The organism is Enterococcus sp. DIV1368d, from assembly GCF_050542975.1.
In the GTDB taxonomy this organism is placed as follows: domain Bacteria; phylum Bacillota; class Bacilli; order Lactobacillales; family Enterococcaceae; genus Enterococcus_D; species Enterococcus_D casseliflavus.
This window is the reverse complement of record NZ_CP172939.1, coordinates 26,438-42,615: the sequence shown is the minus strand read 5'-3', so window position 1 is coordinate 42,615 and position 16,178 is coordinate 26,438. Positions and strand designations below refer to the sequence as shown.

General features: G+C 45.1%; 17 protein-coding genes and 1 other annotated feature. Of the genes, 1 reads left to right on the top strand and 16 read right to left on the bottom strand.

All coding sequences use genetic code 11. From position 1 onward, the window contains the following. Nucleotides 1-102 precede the first annotated feature (102 nt). The 6 genes from recA to yfmF all read right to left on the bottom strand — a co-directional run bounded on the left by recA (nucleotide 103) and on the right by yfmF (nucleotide 7,255). Entirely contained in the window at nucleotides 103-1,146 is a 1,044-nt protein-coding gene (recA, locus tag IGJ44_RS00205; RefSeq protein ID WP_005226448.1) for a recombinase RecA, read from the bottom strand. A gap of 102 nt (nucleotides 1,147-1,248) precedes the next feature. Next, on the bottom strand, nucleotides 1,249-2,487 hold the full coding sequence (locus IGJ44_RS00200; RefSeq protein ID WP_167822570.1) for a competence/damage-inducible protein A: 1,239 nt from the start codon (nucleotides 2,485-2,487) through the stop codon (nucleotides 1,249-1,251). Nucleotides 2,488-2,614: 127 nt separating this feature from the next. Continuing rightward, nucleotides 2,615-3,196, bottom strand: a complete 582-nt coding sequence (gene pgsA, locus IGJ44_RS00195; protein ID WP_005226440.1) for a CDP-diacylglycerol--glycerol-3-phosphate 3-phosphatidyltransferase — start codon at nucleotides 3,194-3,196, stop codon at nucleotides 2,615-2,617. A gap of 132 nt (nucleotides 3,197-3,328) precedes the next feature. Beyond that, on the bottom strand, nucleotides 3,329-4,231 hold the full coding sequence (locus IGJ44_RS00190) for a helix-turn-helix domain-containing protein (RefSeq protein ID WP_167822569.1): 903 nt from the start codon (nucleotides 4,229-4,231) through the stop codon (nucleotides 3,329-3,331). A 464-nt stretch (nucleotides 4,232-4,695) separates the two neighbouring features. Continuing rightward, nucleotides 4,696-5,994 (bottom strand): EF-P 5-aminopentanol modification-associated protein YfmH, encoded by a 1,299-nt coding sequence (yfmH, locus tag IGJ44_RS00185; RefSeq protein ID WP_430606005.1) that lies wholly within the window; start codon nucleotides 5,992-5,994, stop codon nucleotides 4,696-4,698. Further along, the gene (gene yfmF / locus IGJ44_RS00180) at nucleotides 5,987-7,255 is read right to left on the bottom strand and encodes an EF-P 5-aminopentanol modification-associated protein YfmF (RefSeq protein ID WP_430606004.1); all 1,269 of its coding nucleotides are present in this window, start codon (nucleotides 7,253-7,255) and stop codon (nucleotides 5,987-5,989) included. Before yfmF ends, yfmH begins: the two co-directional genes overlap by 8 nt. 161 nt (nucleotides 7,256-7,416) lie before the next feature. Between yfmF and mscL the strand changes: the two genes are divergently transcribed. Then, nucleotides 7,417-7,863, top strand: a complete 447-nt coding sequence (gene mscL / locus IGJ44_RS00175; RefSeq protein WP_005226421.1) for a large conductance mechanosensitive channel protein MscL — start codon at nucleotides 7,417-7,419, stop codon at nucleotides 7,861-7,863. A 95-nt stretch (nucleotides 7,864-7,958) separates the two neighbouring features. Here mscL and IGJ44_RS00170 read toward each other — a convergent pair whose 3' ends face one another. The 10 genes from IGJ44_RS00170 to IGJ44_RS00125 all read right to left on the bottom strand — a co-directional run bounded on the left by IGJ44_RS00170 (nucleotide 7,959) and on the right by IGJ44_RS00125 (nucleotide 16,172). After that, a complete protein-coding gene (locus tag IGJ44_RS00170; protein ID WP_010748489.1) occupies nucleotides 7,959-8,411 on the bottom strand; it encodes a GNAT family N-acetyltransferase in 453 nt (150 codons plus the stop codon). A 61-nt stretch (nucleotides 8,412-8,472) separates the two neighbouring features. After that, nucleotides 8,473-8,718: a Veg family protein gene (locus tag IGJ44_RS00165; protein WP_005226417.1), complete on the bottom strand. Its 246-nt coding sequence runs from the start codon at nucleotides 8,716-8,718 to the stop codon at nucleotides 8,473-8,475. Between the two features lie 87 nt (nucleotides 8,719-8,805). Beyond that, nucleotides 8,806-9,369 carry a sigma-70 family RNA polymerase sigma factor gene (locus IGJ44_RS00160; RefSeq protein WP_167826586.1) on the bottom strand — a complete coding sequence of 188 codons (564 nt, stop codon included), beginning with the start codon at nucleotides 9,367-9,369 and terminating at the stop codon, nucleotides 8,806-8,808. Nucleotides 9,370-9,464: 95 nt separating this feature from the next. Further along, complete coding sequence (locus tag IGJ44_RS00155) at nucleotides 9,465-9,983, bottom strand: NYN domain-containing protein (protein WP_010748486.1); 519 nt, start codon at nucleotides 9,981-9,983, stop codon at nucleotides 9,465-9,467. Continuing rightward, nucleotides 9,980-10,819, bottom strand: coding sequence for a 23S rRNA (guanosine(2251)-2'-O)-methyltransferase RlmB (gene rlmB, locus IGJ44_RS00150; RefSeq protein WP_081116706.1), 840 nt, complete (start codon nucleotides 10,817-10,819; stop codon nucleotides 9,980-9,982). The genes IGJ44_RS00155 and rlmB overlap by 4 nt, the downstream gene beginning before the upstream one ends. Next, entirely contained in the window at nucleotides 10,785-11,207 is a 423-nt protein-coding gene (locus IGJ44_RS00145) for a Mini-ribonuclease 3 (RefSeq protein WP_005226405.1), read from the bottom strand. The genes rlmB and IGJ44_RS00145 overlap by 35 nt, the downstream gene beginning before the upstream one ends. Next, nucleotides 11,204-12,616, bottom strand: a complete 1,413-nt coding sequence (cysS, locus tag IGJ44_RS00140) for a cysteine--tRNA ligase (RefSeq protein ID WP_167826585.1) — start codon at nucleotides 12,614-12,616, stop codon at nucleotides 11,204-11,206. The genes IGJ44_RS00145 and cysS overlap by 4 nt, the downstream gene beginning before the upstream one ends. After that, nucleotides 12,609-13,145 carry a serine O-acetyltransferase EpsC gene (epsC, locus tag IGJ44_RS00135; protein ID WP_034695645.1) on the bottom strand — a complete coding sequence of 179 codons (537 nt, stop codon included), beginning with the start codon at nucleotides 13,143-13,145 and terminating at the stop codon, nucleotides 12,609-12,611. Before epsC ends, cysS begins: the two co-directional genes overlap by 8 nt. A 65-nt stretch (nucleotides 13,146-13,210) precedes the next feature. Beyond that, nucleotides 13,211-13,409, bottom strand: a binding site (T-box leader). Continuing rightward, a complete protein-coding gene (gene gltX, locus IGJ44_RS00130) occupies nucleotides 13,406-14,863 on the bottom strand; it encodes a glutamate--tRNA ligase (protein ID WP_016608945.1) in 1,458 nt (485 codons plus the stop codon). (Overlaps the previous feature by 4 nt.) Before the next feature lie 169 nt (nucleotides 14,864-15,032). Then, complete coding sequence (locus IGJ44_RS00125; RefSeq protein ID WP_005226396.1) at nucleotides 15,033-16,172, bottom strand: PIN/TRAM domain-containing protein; 1,140 nt, start codon at nucleotides 16,170-16,172, stop codon at nucleotides 15,033-15,035. Nucleotides 16,173-16,178: the final 6 nt, after the last annotated feature.

Sequence of the window (16,178 nt, the reverse complement as noted above, 5' to 3'; positions counted from 1 at the left end):
TTCGCAACCCTTCCTTTTTACGGATGTTTTTTCAACAATGGACGAATCTAGCAAAAAGCCACAAAAAAGCCAAACAACGAGGTTGTTTGGCTTTTTCAAGACTTAGTCGTCTAATGGTAATTCTTCTTGCGCTTCCTCAAGGGTTACGGTCTCTCCTGTTCCAATCCCGTAAGCATCGCGGACGCGAGCAGAAACTTCTAACATCATTTCTTGGTGTTCACGCATGTAGTTTTTGGCGTTTTCACGACCTTGACCGATACGATCCCCTTTATAGGCATACCACGCACCGCTTTTATCGACGATGTCTTGTTCCACGGCCATATCCAGCAATTCGCCTTCTTGGGAAATCCCTTGACCATACATCATGTCGACTTCTGCTACTTTAAATGGTGGCGCTACTTTGTTTTTGACTACTTTGATCTTCGTGCGGTTCCCGATGATATCTGTACCGGATTTCAATTGCTCAGCACGACGTACTTCCAAACGGATGGTTGAATAGAATTTCAACGCACGGCCACCAGGCGTCGTTTCTGGATTCCCGAACATGATCCCAACTTTTTCCCGAATTTGGTTGATAAAGATCGCGATCGTTTTCGTTTTGTTGATGGAACCAGAAAGTTTCCGTAATGCTTGTGACATCAAACGAGCTTGCAAACCAACGTGGGTATCACCCATTTCACCATCGATCTCCGCTCGTGGGACTAAAGCTGCTACCGAGTCAATAACTACGATATCAACCGCACCACTTGAAACTAAGGCGTCAGCGATCTCTAATCCTTGTTCCCCTGTATCTGGTTGTGATAACAAAAGATCATCGATATTTACACCTAATTTTTGCGCATACTGCGGATCTAACGCATGTTCGGCATCGATAAATGCTGCTGTTCCGCCATTTTTTTGGACTTCCGCAATGGCATGTAAAGCAACTGTCGTTTTACCAGAACTCTCTGGGCCGTAAACTTCTACGATCCGTCCTCGTGGGTAACCACCTACACCTAATGCAACATCCAAGGCCAATGAACCACTTGGGATCGTTGAAATTTGTTGATCAACTTTTTCGCCAAGCTTCATGATGGCACCTTTACCATAGTTCTTTTCAATCTTCTTTAGTGCAGCATCTAAGGCTGCTTTACGATCATCTGCCAAACGGATAATCCTCCTTATATTCATCACTTTCGTGTGTCGTTCATAAGATAATAATAGTCCTTCTGACGGGAAATTGCAAGAAAAAACGAACAAACATTCGCATTAATTTAATAATTCCTTACGTATTTGATTTAAGCCCGCCATGACGGCACTATGCCGAATATAGGCGCGGTCGCGGTTGAAGTGATACAGCTGGCTCGAGACGCCTTTGTCAGAAGCTAAGGCGATCCAAACGGTGCCTTTAGGCTGACCTTCTAACTCGTCTGGACCAGCAACACCAGTAAACGCCAACGCATAATCAGTCTCGGCTTGTTTGCGGGCATAGACGGCCATTGCTTCCGCACATTCCTGACTAACAGTCCCATAGCTTTCCAAAAGCTCTGGATCGATGCCTAAGAGCTTGCTTTTTGTTGCAGCAGAATATGTCACGAACCCACCGGGAAACACCTCAGAGACGCCAGGAATCCCTCCTAGGGTCGCTTGGAACAAACCAGCGGTCAAACTTTCCGCTGCGGTGACGGTTTTCTTTTTCTCGATCAGTCGCTCGACGACTGTTTCTGCCAGCGAATTTTGTTCCCCATACCCATAGAAATACGCACCGACCCGTGCTTGGACGGTTTTTTCTAACGCATCCAATTGTTTGATCCCTTGCGCCTCGTCTGCAGTTTTGACCGTCAGACGCAGCGTGACCTCATTGGGTTTGGCATAAGGAGCGATGGTGGGATTGACTTGATTCTCGATCAAATCGGCCAATTCTGTGACCAATGCCGATTCCCCGATCCCGTAATAGCGCAAAACGCGAGATAGCAAGACCTCTTCTTGGGGAAACTGCTCTAACAGAAGTGGTTTTGCGTGGGTAAGAAACATCGCCTGTAGTTCACTTGGTGGTCCTGGCAGCAGCAAATAACTGGTAGCGGCTGTCTGATAAAAGATCCCGATCGCTAGTCCATTGGGATTTGGCAAAGACACACCGTCTTTAAAAACGAGGGTCTGCCGCAAATTGTTTTCCGTCATCCTCCGTTGACTGTTTTCAAAGAAGGCTTTCAATTGGTGATACCCTGGTTCATCTCTGACTAACTCTTGTCCCACATGACGGGCAGTGACTTGTTTCGTCAAGTCATCGTCGGTGGGCCCTAGGCCGCCGCACAATACGATCAAGTCGCTGCGTTTGTCGGCGATCGTCAGTAATTCTTCTAAGCGATTGGGGTTGTCCCCGACAACACTATGATAAAAAACATCGATCCCAAGACTTGCCAGTTCTTCTGACAAGAAGGTCGCGTTTGTATTCACCACCTGTCCTAAAAGTAATTCGGTCCCGACTGCAATAATTTCTGCTTTCATTCGTTTACTCCTTCATTTATCAGATACGTAAAAGTCTTTCATATTGACAAAAAAAGTCCAGAAAACTTCTGAACTTTCGTGACTTGTATCCTTGTTTTTATCGCTTCTTTATCTAGATCTAGAAATTTTACATAGAATCTTTAAAAACATTCGTATTTTTTATGAAATAATCGACCCCGGAATAGATCGTGAAGATCAAACATAGATACAACATGATTTGATCGATAGGCAAACCGATCATTGAAAAGGGAATGTTGTTCAAGAACAAGAAAATGATCGCAACCATTTGTGTCGCGGTTTTGATTTTCCCTGGCCACGCAGCAGCCATGACTTCCCCGCTTTGTTCCACTAACAACAAGCGTAAACCTGTCACTGCCAACTCGCGGCAAACGATGATCGAAACTACCCAGCCTGGGGCTTTGTCTAATTCAACCAGCATGATAAAAGCCGTCATGACGAGCATTTTATCTGCTAACGGGTCAGCAAACTTCCCGAAGTTGGTAACAAGGCCTCTGGAACGAGCGATCTTGCCATCTAGCCAGTCTGTAATGCTGGCTGCCGCAAAAAGGATCGCTGCAATAAGGTGCGTGTTTTCTAATTGTGTCGTACCAACGGTCAGCGTGCCAAGATCGATTGGCAAAACCAAGACCAAAATAAAGATGGGGATCATAATGATCCGTAATACAGTTAATTGATTGGGTAAATTCACGAAATAGACTCCTCTCTGCCGACTATTGTACGAAATAACGGCAAATTATGCCACTACTTCTGCTTTTCAATGGTCGGATGCAACAGATAACTTTTTAGCTAATGATACCTCAATAAGGCGCATTTGTCAGATTTATGCCGCATCGTCTTGGTATTCAATCACGAGGCGGACTGTCTTTTGTAACAATTCAAATTGCGGGTCAGAAAAGTCCACGTCCTGACCATTGGCAGTGATGGAGATATTTTGGCTTGCGCCCAGGGTCAAGGTCGCATTCGTGGCGCCTTCTGGCAGCGTCATCGATTGCGTTTCTCCCGCTTGAACAGTGTATTGGTACACATAAGCGTTGTCGACTTGTACACCGACCCAACAAGAAGCATCTAGCCCAGTAAATGCTAATTCAATAGGATTTTCCGCATCTTTCATCGTGATCGTGATCGCCGATTGCGTCGAATCACTGACAGTCATCGTCATTTTCGCTTCGCTGGATTCCGTCGTACTTGAAGACTCAGTCGCTTCACTCGAAGTACTGGTTTCTTCCGTACTTGACGTGGTGGAAGCGGTAGACGCTGAATTTTCTACCACAAGAGAAGAGCTTCCTTGGATCATCGGCGTTGTATTCCGGTCTTGCCAAGCCATGTAGCCCACGATACTCACGATCGTAATGGCCACCAGACCTAATAGAATCATCGGCAAATAGCGGACGACAAATGAGCCGCTTTTTTCTTCTACGTGCTGTGCTTTTCGTGAGCCGCTGACGGTTTCAGGCTGCGGTCTTTTTGGTAAGGGGGCGTCTAACGTATCTTTGCCATCAAAAACGGCTACCAATTTGTCGCCGTCTTCTCCAACCGCTGCTGCATATTGGCGAATAAACGCACGGACATAAAAAGTGCCTGGCAATTGATCAAAACGCTCTGCTTCAATTGCTTCTAAATAGCGTTTTTGGATCTTTGTCATTTGTTGTAATTCAATCAATGAAATGTTTTTATCTAAACGGGCTTGCCGTAATTTTGCTCCAATCGTTGTTTCGTTGGCCACTCGATCATCTACTCCAGTCTTTTATTCATCTTTAAAAAAAGCCCTAAAATCGCTTCGCTACTTGTCGTAAGGTCAGCAAAGCTGCTCTATCATTTTAAAACAGGGGTTCCCTGTATACGTCAATAAAAAAAACTCCGTCACGCCGATTGCCATCTGGTCGCGCCGTCTACTAAATATAACATTTTTTCCGTGATTTTTTGTAAAAAAACAAAAAAAGATTTTGCTTCAATAATTAAAGAATACCATAAAAGAAAAAGTCTGAGGATAGCCTAACCACAACTCGCAAACAAATTTTAATACTTTTCGCCAAATTGGCATCAAATTGCAAGAAAAAACCACCCTTTGACGCAAAAAGAAAACACTGAATGACTCAGGAGTTGGCCAGCCCTTGTTCTGTTGGGCGTTCCTCCTTGAATCAGTCAGTGTCGCTTAGATGACAGCTGTTTGACAAAACCAGCCTTCGCTTAGGCTTTTTCCGTTGGATACATGTAAAAACGACTAAACGCTTTGGGATCGATAAAGGAACGAGCCGCTTGCTGGACATCTTCCAAAGTGATCGATTGGATCACTTCTGGCAGATCAAAGAGCGTCGTTTCACCGAATAAACTTTGGGTAAACTGGTTTGCGATAAACTCCAGTGAGTTCAGTGATTGGAAATATTTCCCTAGCATTTTCTTCTTCAATAACGTCAAGTTTTCTTCATTGATCTCTGGATCTTGCGGGAAATTCATTACGATCGCTTCGATCTCTGCCAACATTTTTTCTGGCTCTTCAGAATCCCCCGAGAAGTCGGCAAAGTAAAAGCCGCGATCCAAGTTCACTTCAAACCCAAATGTGTCGTCGATAATGCCTTGATCATACAAACGCAAATAATTGGCGGAAGTATTGCCTAACACCAATTGGCAGAAAAGATTCAACGCATTTTTGAAGCGCAAGAGCTCTCTTCCTGATTTCGGCAGTTTGTTCAAGTCCCCTTTGATCCCTAATACGCCTTTGGCACGTGTTACTGGCATGGTAAGACTTGATTCTGCTTGAATATCGGCAAAGGTTTCTTCAGGAAACTGGCGAATGATCGCCTGCGTTTCTGGAAAGGTCTTGGCCGCTTGATTGGTCCGAATCCACGCCATCGTTTCTTCAGGATCGATATTGCCTACCACAAAAAGCGTCATGTTGCTTGGGTGATAGAAGGTATTGTAGCAAAGATACAAGTCTTCTGCGGTGATCTGCGCAATGCTTTCCACCGTACCAGCGATATCGATATGCAAGGGGTGCTTCGGATAGAGATTTTTGATGATGCCGAAAAACTGCTGCCAGTTCGGATCGTCATCATACATTTGGATTTCTTGACCAATGATCCCTTTTTCTTTTTCGACGGTTTCTTCTGTGAAATACGGGGCTTGAACGAAATCGATCAACGTTTCAAGGTTCAGCCTGATTTGATCGGTTGCCGAAAAAAGGTAGCTGGTTTTCGTGAAACTGGTAAAGGCATTGGCAGAAGCCCCCTGCTGACCAAAGGTTTGAAAGACATCGCCGTCTTCTTTTTCAAACAGTTTGTGCTCTAGAAAATGGGCAATGCCATCAGGGACTTGATGCAATGCTTCGGGTGAAAACCCGAAATGATTGTCGACAGAGCCATAGTTCGTACTGAAAAGTCCGTAAGTTTTATGGAAATCGGCTTTTGGCAGCAGATAAACTTTCAAGCCGTTTGGCAATACTTCTTCATAAAGGGTCTCATTGATTTGCTGATAGACTTTTTTATTCATGGGTCGTCTCCTTATCCAGGAAGAATACAGCTTGCAAGGACACGTTTTTGGCCAATGCTTGGACATCTGCCACGGTCACTTGTGCCAATTTCTGCATAAATTCATCTTCCGTCATTTTCGTATTCGGTACCCACTGATTCAGATAGGCTGTTTCGATCAGTGCTTGTGGGCTATCCAATGAAAGCAAGTACTGGTTTTTCAACATCGCTTTTGTTTGTGCCAGTTCTTCCGCGGTGACTTCGCCACGCTGCAAGCTTTGCAGCTGCTGTTCGATCAATTTGAAGACCTTGTCGCGATTTTTGCCATCGATCCCTGTTTGGACCGACAAATACCCACGAAACGTATCGATACTGCTGGAAGCATAATACGCCAAACTTTCTTTCTCTCGGACATTCATAAACAGTTTTGAATGAGGGAATCCGCCAAACAACCCGTTGAAGACCATAAAGGCGATCCGCTCGGCTTGGTCATAATACACGCCAGTATGATAGCCTAAGTTCAATTTGGCTTGGATGATTGGTTCTTGCAAGATTTTCTCGCGAATGATGTTTTCCGCCGCTTGCTGATAAAAGACCGGCATTGCTTGGTCTGGCCGATCGGTAAAGGCCATGTTTTGGAAGAGCGCCGCAACTTCTGCTTCAACCACATCGCCGATCACGAAAATATCGATTTGGTCATTGTCCATCATTGAGCGATAGGTTTGGTAAAGCTCTTTTGCGGTCACAGCTTCTAAGTCTTGGGGACGGCCAAAGCTCGGATACTTCTGATTCTGATCGTTTTCGAAATACAACTCTTGCAGCCCTAAAGAAGCCAATGCTTGCTTATCTTCTGCCACGCTGTTCATATAGGCGATCAAGTTGTGCTTTTCGATGGTGAAGTTCTTTTCTTCAAACTGTTCCTCGTGGGCATTCGGATGGAACAAAACTTCTGCTAAAAAAGCGGCTGCTTGCGGCAATACTGCTTCATCTGACACGTACTTCCCGTTGACAAAGGACATCGCTGCATTGATTTGATGCAGATTGCCCCGTTTGTTAACATTCATACCAAAGCTGGCACCGTAAAGCTCTGCCAGCTGACTGCTAAATGCGGTCTGTGTCGGATAAGCCAAACTAGTCGTTTCTAATAAACTGGTCAATAAGGTCCGTTTGGCGGTCATTTCAGCCTGCAATGGTGCAGTAAACCGAACGAAAAAACGGATCGTTTTATACTTTTTGGTCGGTAGCACCGTTAACCGAACACCTTTTTTTAATTCAATAGACATGTGACACCCCTTCTAGAAGCAAAATTATCTCTTCAATTATAGCATAGCTGACAAACTTTCTCCTCGGCTCACTGATCAAACCTGTTGCAGCGAGCGTTTTTTTTTATAAATCCCGCGTTTTTCGCTATACTGTCAGTAAGATTTAGAAGGGAGGATACAGGATGATTAAAGAATTTAAAGAATTTATTTTACGAGGAAACGTCATTGACTTGGCGATCGGGGTCGTGATCGGGAGTGCCTTCACCGCAATCGTCACTAGTTTAGTTGAAGGATTGCTGACACCATTGGTTTCATGGATCTTATCACTCTTTGGTAACGCAGATGCCTTTTCTGGCTTGGTCTTTGAACCAGCCAAAAATGTGGTCTTTGATTTCGGCCGCGTAATTACTGCCATTATTACGTTCTTGATTACCGCATTTGTCTTGTTCTTGATTGTCAAAGCAGTCAACAAACTACGCAATCTGAAACAACAACCTGAGGAAGAAGAAGTACCAGAAGTCACTGCAGAGGATTATTTAGAAGAGATTCGTGACCTTCTAAAAGCGCAAACGCCTCCTGCCAACACTGTGGATCCACGTCCAACATCATTGGATGATACGATCCGATAAAAAAACGGCTCTTAGTCAATAAGGTCGAAAGAAGCGATTCGGATTCATCCGATCCATCAATCATAGCGCTAAAAGAAGCAAGCACGCGAACCTCGCTAGAGAGTCGCTGTGCTTGCTTCTTTTTTCATCCCGACATGCAGGATCCCGTCTTCATAAAAAGGCGGTGTAATGGTTTTAAAGCCATATTGGCCGTAGAATTTTTCTAAGTGGGCTTGTGCTTCGATCTCAATAGGCAAAGCTGGATAACACTGCTCAATGCGATGCAAAACTTCTTTGATCAGACGATGGCCTTCTTTTTGCCCCCGGTATGCTGGTGCCACAATGACCCGACCAAAATGCACCGTTTGTTCCTGCTGGAAAATACGGGCGTACGAAACGATCTGCCCTTCCTCATCAAGGGCCCATAAATGTTTGGCTTGTGCATCGATCGCATCGATCTCTTGATACGCACACGCTTGTTCCACCACAAAAACCGCTGTACGCAAACGGGCAAGCTGATAAAACTCCACCCCAGTCATTTCCCCTAACTCTTTTAGAAAAAACGCCATCCCATCACTCCTTATCTTATTGAACCAAAAAAGAGTCAACAAAGTGTCAACTCTTCTTGTTTCAAACAGCTTCTGATAAAAATTCAATCTCAACAGTTCTAGTTAAAATATCTGAATAACTATAAGAAACCCGCTCGAATGAATTCTCATTTGGATCCAAATCTACAACAAAAACTGAAGGATAAGTTTCTGTCAAAACGCCGCGACGTTCAGTTTGACGCTTACGTCCAGTCTGAGCAACTAGCATAATCTCACTACCGATACGGCCTTCTAAATCTTTCTTGATCGTAGCTAAAGTTGTTGGCATCGCATTCACCTCGAGCATCATCATACCACGAAAAGCAGAAAATTTCAAGTTTACCATAAAATAATTCTACTTTCAATAAGATTTTTGTTAAACACCCTTGATAAGCGCTATCAACTTTGTCCGACCGCGATTGAAAGCGCTTTTTATTTTTTCATAAGGCAGCTTTTCTTGAACGGCAATCTGATCAAGTTCTAATCCTTTTAAATAATTCATTATAACCATTCGTTCTAAAGACGATAAACTTTTCGGATACTCTGCCAACGATTCATTAACGAACAAGTAGGTCTCTGCAGTTTCCGCACAGCGATTATGATCGGTCAAAAACCGATTGCCTTCTTGTAAAAGCTTTTCTTCCAGCGAGCAGGCATCGACTTGAGCTTTGCGTTTTTGGGCATGCTGCGCCCGCAACAGGCTGCAGATACGGTTCTCAAAGGAACGCTTAAACAAGATACCGATCGTCGTTCCTTTGTCCTTATCGTAAGTCTTTAGACACTTATTAAAAACGATCCTGCCTTCTTGCAGCCAATCATCTAAGTCATAATCCCGCAGATAATATTTTTTATGCAAAATCTCAACGATCGGTCGATATTTTCTGAACAACTCTTCAAATCTATCTGAACGGTGCGATACTTGTCTTTCCTTTGTGCGCATCGAGATCACTCCTTTTGTTTTTGCTTCATTTGCTACAAAAGGAGCGTATCATAAATGGCTGGGACATCTTCTAATTTACCAGACCAACTTTGTCCCTAACTAAGGTCTTGCAATTTCTTTTCAAGTTCGGCTAATTGTTCAGGTGACCAAGGGGAATTGCGTCGGAAATTTTCAAACCGCAAGTCGGTTTGATGCTCGTGGATGTCTTTTTCCGTTTTTTCCACGCTTTTGTACAATTCCCGTGCCGAAGTTCGCAAAGCACCTTGAGAGAAGATCACCCACTGTTCGGCTAAATCGCTGGTAGCGACGGTGACTTGGGTCAATCGATTGTTTAATTCACCAGCGATTCGTTCGATGTAGCTGTCGGCGGTCTCTCCTTCTTCGGTAAAAATAACTTCCAGCTGATATTTGGTGTAACTTTGGGTCACACCAGGCACCAGTTGAGCATCAAAAACAACGATGATTTTCAACCCTTCATATTTTGCATAATTCGACAGCCGATTCAGTAAGGCTTCTCGGGCATCTTCTAAACGGTCCTGATTTTTCAAAAGAACCAGCTCCGGCCAAGCGCCAATCATATTGTAGCCATCCACGATCAGCAAAGGGGTTTTCATTGGGACGCCCCATTTCGGCTAGTAAAGGCCTGATACATCAACAAACCTGCCGCCACACTGGCATTTAAGCTCTGCACGTGCCCAGTCATTGGGATCGTCAGCATTTGATCCACTTCTTTTTTCAAACCTTCCCCCATGCCGCGACCTTCGTTGCCGATGATCAAACCGACCGCCCCTTTGGCATTCCATGTGCGGTAATCACTGCCACTCATATCCGTACCGAAGATCCAAAAACCAGCTTTTTTCAGCTGCTGGACTGCTTGGGTCAAGTTGGTCACGCGGGCCACAGGGATATGTTCCACTGCGCCGGTCGACGTTTTCACCACGATCGGCGTGATCCCCACCGCACGGTGTTTTGGAATGATGATCCCGTCTACGCCGCTGGCATCAGCGGTTCGCATGATGGAGCCGAAATTATGGGGATCTTCTAGATTATCTAAAATCAGATACAGCGGCTGTTCTTTCGTTTGGGCCAACAATTCATCCAAGGTCAAATACTGATAAGGGGTGATCGCCAAGATCATGCCTTGATGGACCCCTTGGTCACTCATCGTATCCAGCTTTTGTTTTGGCACCCATTTGACCGGAACTGCCTGTTCCCGCGCCATTTCTTTCAAACGATCGATTTTTTCTCCCCGTGCTTCTTCGGAAAGAAACAGCTTGTTGCCTCGCCCTTCTTTCAAGGCTTCAGCAACCGCATGATAGCCGAAGACAAAATTATCTTCGATGGCTTCTCCAGCGGCTTCTTTGCGGCGATCCGGTCTATTTTCTTGTCTGGCTTCTGATCGGCCAGCTGTTTTTTTATTTGGACGCTTTCTTTGCGGTTTTTCTCGCATCTTCTTCTCCTACTTTCTTTATACACCAGTCTATTAGCTCGTCTAAGCGTTCTTGTTGCTGCGTGAGGTGCAAATACCCGATCAGCGATTCAAAGCCAGTAGCGATACGATACGTCGTGACATCGGCATTTTTGGCACCCGTATGGCTTTTACTATTACGGCCGCGGCGGTAAAAATCATGTTCTTCTTCGGTCAGGATCTCTTCATCCAACATCTTTTGGATCAATGCCGCTTGGGCTTTGGCCGACACATAGTGGGTCGCCATATGGTGCAGTTGGTTCGGGCGGGTTTGGCCTTGGGCGACTAAATAATCGCGAATATAGACTTCATAGACCGCATCCCCCACATAGGCCAATGCCAAACCATTCAATTGTTTATAATCTCTCATGCTTCTCGTCTCCATCGGGTTCCTTGCGGGGTATCTTCTAAGATGATCCCTTGATCTTTCAACTCATCACGGATTTGGTCGCTGCGGGCAAAATCTTTGGCTTTGCGGGCGGCGATCCGTTCATTGATCAGCTGTTCGATTTCTTCATCCAGCAATTCTTCGGATACAAAATAAATCCCGAAAATCGTCAGCCATTCGCTGAATTTGGCTAATCCAGCCGCTAATAAAGCCAAATCTGTTTCTGGGTCTTCGCTAGCTAAGTTCAGCCACTTCGCCAATTCATAGACCACAGTGATCCCGTTAGCCGCATTGAAATCGTCGTCCATTTCTTTGACGAAACGTTCTTCAAATTCTTCCAGAACCGCTGCATTGACGTCCTCATCGCTGGCTTGATAATGACTGCTATTCAAGCGGAATTTGGCATTTTCATAGGTCGTCCGCAATTTTTGCAGGTTGGTTTGTGCTTCATGCAAGGTAGTCTCACTGTATTTGATTGGTCGGCGGTACTGGGTCGTTGCCAAAAAGAAACGCAGCACCTGCGGATCAACTTTTTTGACCATCTCATGCACCGTGACGAAGTTGCCCAGTGACTTACTCATTTTTTCTTCGTCTTCACCGATCGTCACATAGCCGTTATGCATCCAATAGTTGGCAAAGGTCTTGCCAGTTTTCGCCTCGCTTTGGGCGATCTCATTTTCATGATGCGGGAAGGTCAAGTCTTGTCCGCCTCCATGAATATCGATGGTCTCGCCTAGGTGTTTGGTCGCCATCACCGAGCATTCGATATGCCAGCCAGGACGACCGGCTCCCCAAGGAGATTCCCAAGCGATCTCATCGCCTTTTGCCGCTTTCCACAAAGCAAAATCCAACGGATCTTCCTTGATTTTTTGTTCTTCACCGGTCCGCTGGCTTGCGCCGACTTCCAGCTCATCGATGGATTGGTCGCTTAATTGCCCATAGTGAGCAAATTTACGGGTACGGTAATAAACATCGCCATTGACTGGATAGGCATAGCCTTTTTCTACAAGAGCAGCAATAAAGGCAATGATGTCTTCGATATGATCCATCACACGAGGGTTCATCGTAGCAGGTTTGACGTTCAGCGCTGCGGTATCTTCATTGAAGGCGTTGATAAAACGCTCTGCCACTTCTGGGGCCGTCGTGCCTAATTCTTTTGCTGCACGAATGATTTTATCATCGACATCGGTAAAATTCATCAAATAGTCCACTGTATAGCCGCGGTATTCAAAATAACGGCGCACGGTATCAAACGACACAGTACTGCGGCCATTCCCGATATGGATGTAGTTATAGACGGTGGGTCCGCAAACATACATTTTTACTTTCTTTTCTTCTAATGGCTGAAACACTTCTTTTTCCCGTGTCAGCGTATTATAGATTTTAATCATCGTGGATAACCTTCTTTCCTTTGATTCGAACGATCTTTGCTGGGATTCCGACAGCAGTTGCTTCTGCGGGGATATCCTTCAAAACCACTGCATTGGCGCCGATCTTAGCACGCTCACCGATCGTGACAGGGCCTAAGATCTGCGCATGGGCTGAGAGAAACGCACCGGTTTTAACCGTGGGATGACGCTTGCCCCGCTCTTTACCGGTTCCCCCTAAGGTGACCCCGTGAAACAAGACGACATCATCTTCAATGATCGCCGTTTCCCCGATCACGACGCCCATCCCATGATCGATAAAGACCCCTTGGCCGATCTGCGCACCAGGATGAATCTCGATCCCAGTCAAGAAACGCCAAAACTGGGCCGTCAGTTTTGCCAAAAAATACCAGCGATGCTGAAACAAAAAATGCGACCAACGATGCCAAAACAAGGCATGAAATCCTGGGTATGTGATGATGATCTCCAACGTTGATCGTACCGATGGATCATGTTTTTTTGTTGCCGCAATTGCTTTTTTGAACCAAGTCATCTTCTCACCTACTTTATCCAAACTTCTTGATACGAAAAAAGCGTCTTTCAAATAAGTTTCCTTATTCAAAAGACGCTTTTTTGCGTGGTCCCACTTTTGTTCGCAGTTCGGCACTGCCTTCAAGCGGGTAACGTCCGCTGCTTCGTCTTTGACTTGCGCCAAAGCCACTCCTAGGTGCATTTCCTAGCCTTTTTTGACCACTCTCACCTTCCGTGGTCTCTCTGAAAAAAATCGGCTAGTACTTCGTCTATTCGCTGTGTTTATAACACGTTATTCAAATGATCAAGGGCTTTTTCTTTCCCTAATAATTCAACGGTATCTGGTAGTTCTGGTCCGTGGGTTTGGCCTGAGACCGCCACGCGGATCGGCATGAATAAATTCTTGCCTTTGATGCCTGTTTCTTTTTGGATCTCTTTGATGGCTGCTTTGACTGCCGCAGCCTCAACGACTGGCATCGCCTGTAATTTTTCTTTAAAGGCTGTCAAAACCGTCGGTACAGTTTCTCCTGCTAAGACTTCTTTGGCTGCATCATCTAATTCAGGGTGTTCTTCGAAGAACAATTCCGAAAGGTCGACGATTTGTGCCGCAAAACTCATTTGCGGTTGATACAAGGAAACGATTTTTTTCAACCAGGCAGCTTTTTCTTCGGTCAATGTTTCTTCGATGCGACCGGCTTTTACCAAGTAAGGGACGCACATTGCCGTCAATTCATCCAGATCCATTTGTTTCATGTATTGGTTATTGACCCATTCCAACTTCTTGGCATCGAAGGCAGCTGGTGATTTGCTCAACCGTTCAGGATCAAAGATTTTGATCAATTCTTCTTGAGAGAAGATTTCTTCTTCCCCTACTGGTGACCAGCCTAAAAGTGCAATGAAGTTGAACATAGCATCTGGCAGATAACCCAACTCACGGTATTGCTCGATGAATTGGAGAATCGATTCGTCCCGTTTGCTTAATTTTTTCCCGGTTTCGCTATTGATGATCAACGTCATATGCCCGAATTCTGGTGCTTGCCAGCCAAATGCTTCATAGATCATCAACTGTTTTGGTGTGTTGGCGATGTGGTCATCTCCACGCAGCACATGGGTGATTTTCATATGATGGTCATCGACTGCTACTGCAAAGTTGTAAGTCGGCATACCGTCACGTTTTTGGATGACAAAATCGCCACCGACATTATCTGATTCAAAAACGATCTCGCCTTTGACCATGTCGTGGAATTTGTATTCAGTATTGCGAGAGACACGGAAACGAATCACTGGTTTCAAGCCTTGTGCTTCTTTTTCGGCTTGCTCTTCTGGTGTTAAGTTGGCACATTTCCCTGCATAATGGGGCATTTCGCCACGAGCTCTTTGGCCTTCACGTTCGGCTTCCAGTTCTTCTTCCGTACAATAACACTTATACGCACGATTGCTTGCAAGCAATTGATCGATCAGTGGTTGGTAGATATCGCCGCGTTCTGATTGACGATACGGACCGTATTCTCCTGGATTTTCAGGTGATTCGTCCCAATCCATTCCTAACCATTGCAAGTTTTCAAGCTGGCTTTTTTCACCATCTTCAATGTTTCTTTTTTGATCGGTGTCTTCGATTCGGATAATAAATTCACCGTCATTATGACGAGCAAACAAATAATTGAATAAAGCCGTCCGAGCATTCCCGATGTGTAAATGTCCTGTTGGACTTGGCGCGTAACGTACACGTACTTTTGTCATTGTTTTCCTCTTCCTTCATCTGATTTCCAAGCCAGCCAAGCTGCTTGGGGCTTATTGTTCAGTTTAGTGGGAAAGACCCGCGTAAAAAACAGAACCCTCAAGTTGAATTGTACAATCAATAACCCAATTAGTAAAGGCAGCTGGCATATTTTACGCCAGCTGCCTAGGATTATTTCTCTGATTTCGATCCTTCTTTGTTGTCGATGCCGCGACCAGAATGGGCTGGTTTGGCAAAAATCATCCGCCCAGCTGCCGTTTGCAAGGCGCTGGTGACGATCACTTCGATGTGTTCATTCATGTAATGCTGGCCATCTTCCACCACGACCATCGTCCCGTCATCTAGATAAGCGACCCCTTGCTGGCGCTCCGTGCCAGCTTTCACCACTAAGACGTGCATGCTTTCTCCTGGAATCACCACTGGTTTGACCGCATTGGCTAACGCATTGATATTCAAGACAGGCACATTTTGAAATTCAGAAACTTTGTTTAGATTGTAATCATTGGTCACGACGACACCATCCAGCATCTTCGCTAACTTGATCAGCTTGCTATCGACTTCGGAAATGTCTTCAAAATCGCCTTCATACATCTCAACTGCGATGCCTTCTTCTTTTTGCAAAGCATTCAAAATATCCAAGCCGCGGCGGCCCCGAACCCGTTTCAAACTATCGCCAGAATCTGCGATGTATTGCAATTCGTACAAGACAAAATTCGGGATCAGCAAGACGCCTTCTAAAAAGCCCGTTTTAGCAATGTCATAGATCCGACCATCAATGATCACGCTGGTATCCAAAATTTTGTATTTGTGGAAATGGTCCGCGATCTTTCTTTCCAGCATCTGCTGTTCATCTTGCTCTTGGGGCTCTGCCTTTTTGTTTTTCGGGGCAAAGACTTTTTTCCATTCATCGATCCGTGTCGTCCCGATCTGAAAACCGAGATACCCTAACAGGACCATCACTAAGATTGGGGCGATCCCGTTGATAAAAGGAATATCCCAATTGTAAAAAGGAATCGACACGATCACACCGATCATCAGACCGATGATCGAACCAATTGCGCCAAACAAGAGATACGTTAAGCTCAATTCACTTAGTTTTTCTTCAATTTTGCGAATACCGGCTGCAATATATTTCGCTAATAGTAAAGATAATAAAAAGAAAATAAGGGCTCCAAGCAAACTATTAGTGATGTTATTATTCAGCCATTCATTTTGGGTTTGCCCAATGGCTTGCCATGCGATAGGCATCAGTGAGATCCCCAAACTTGCTCCGGCAAGTACCATTAGTGCGGTAATGACTCGTTTCTGCATACATGT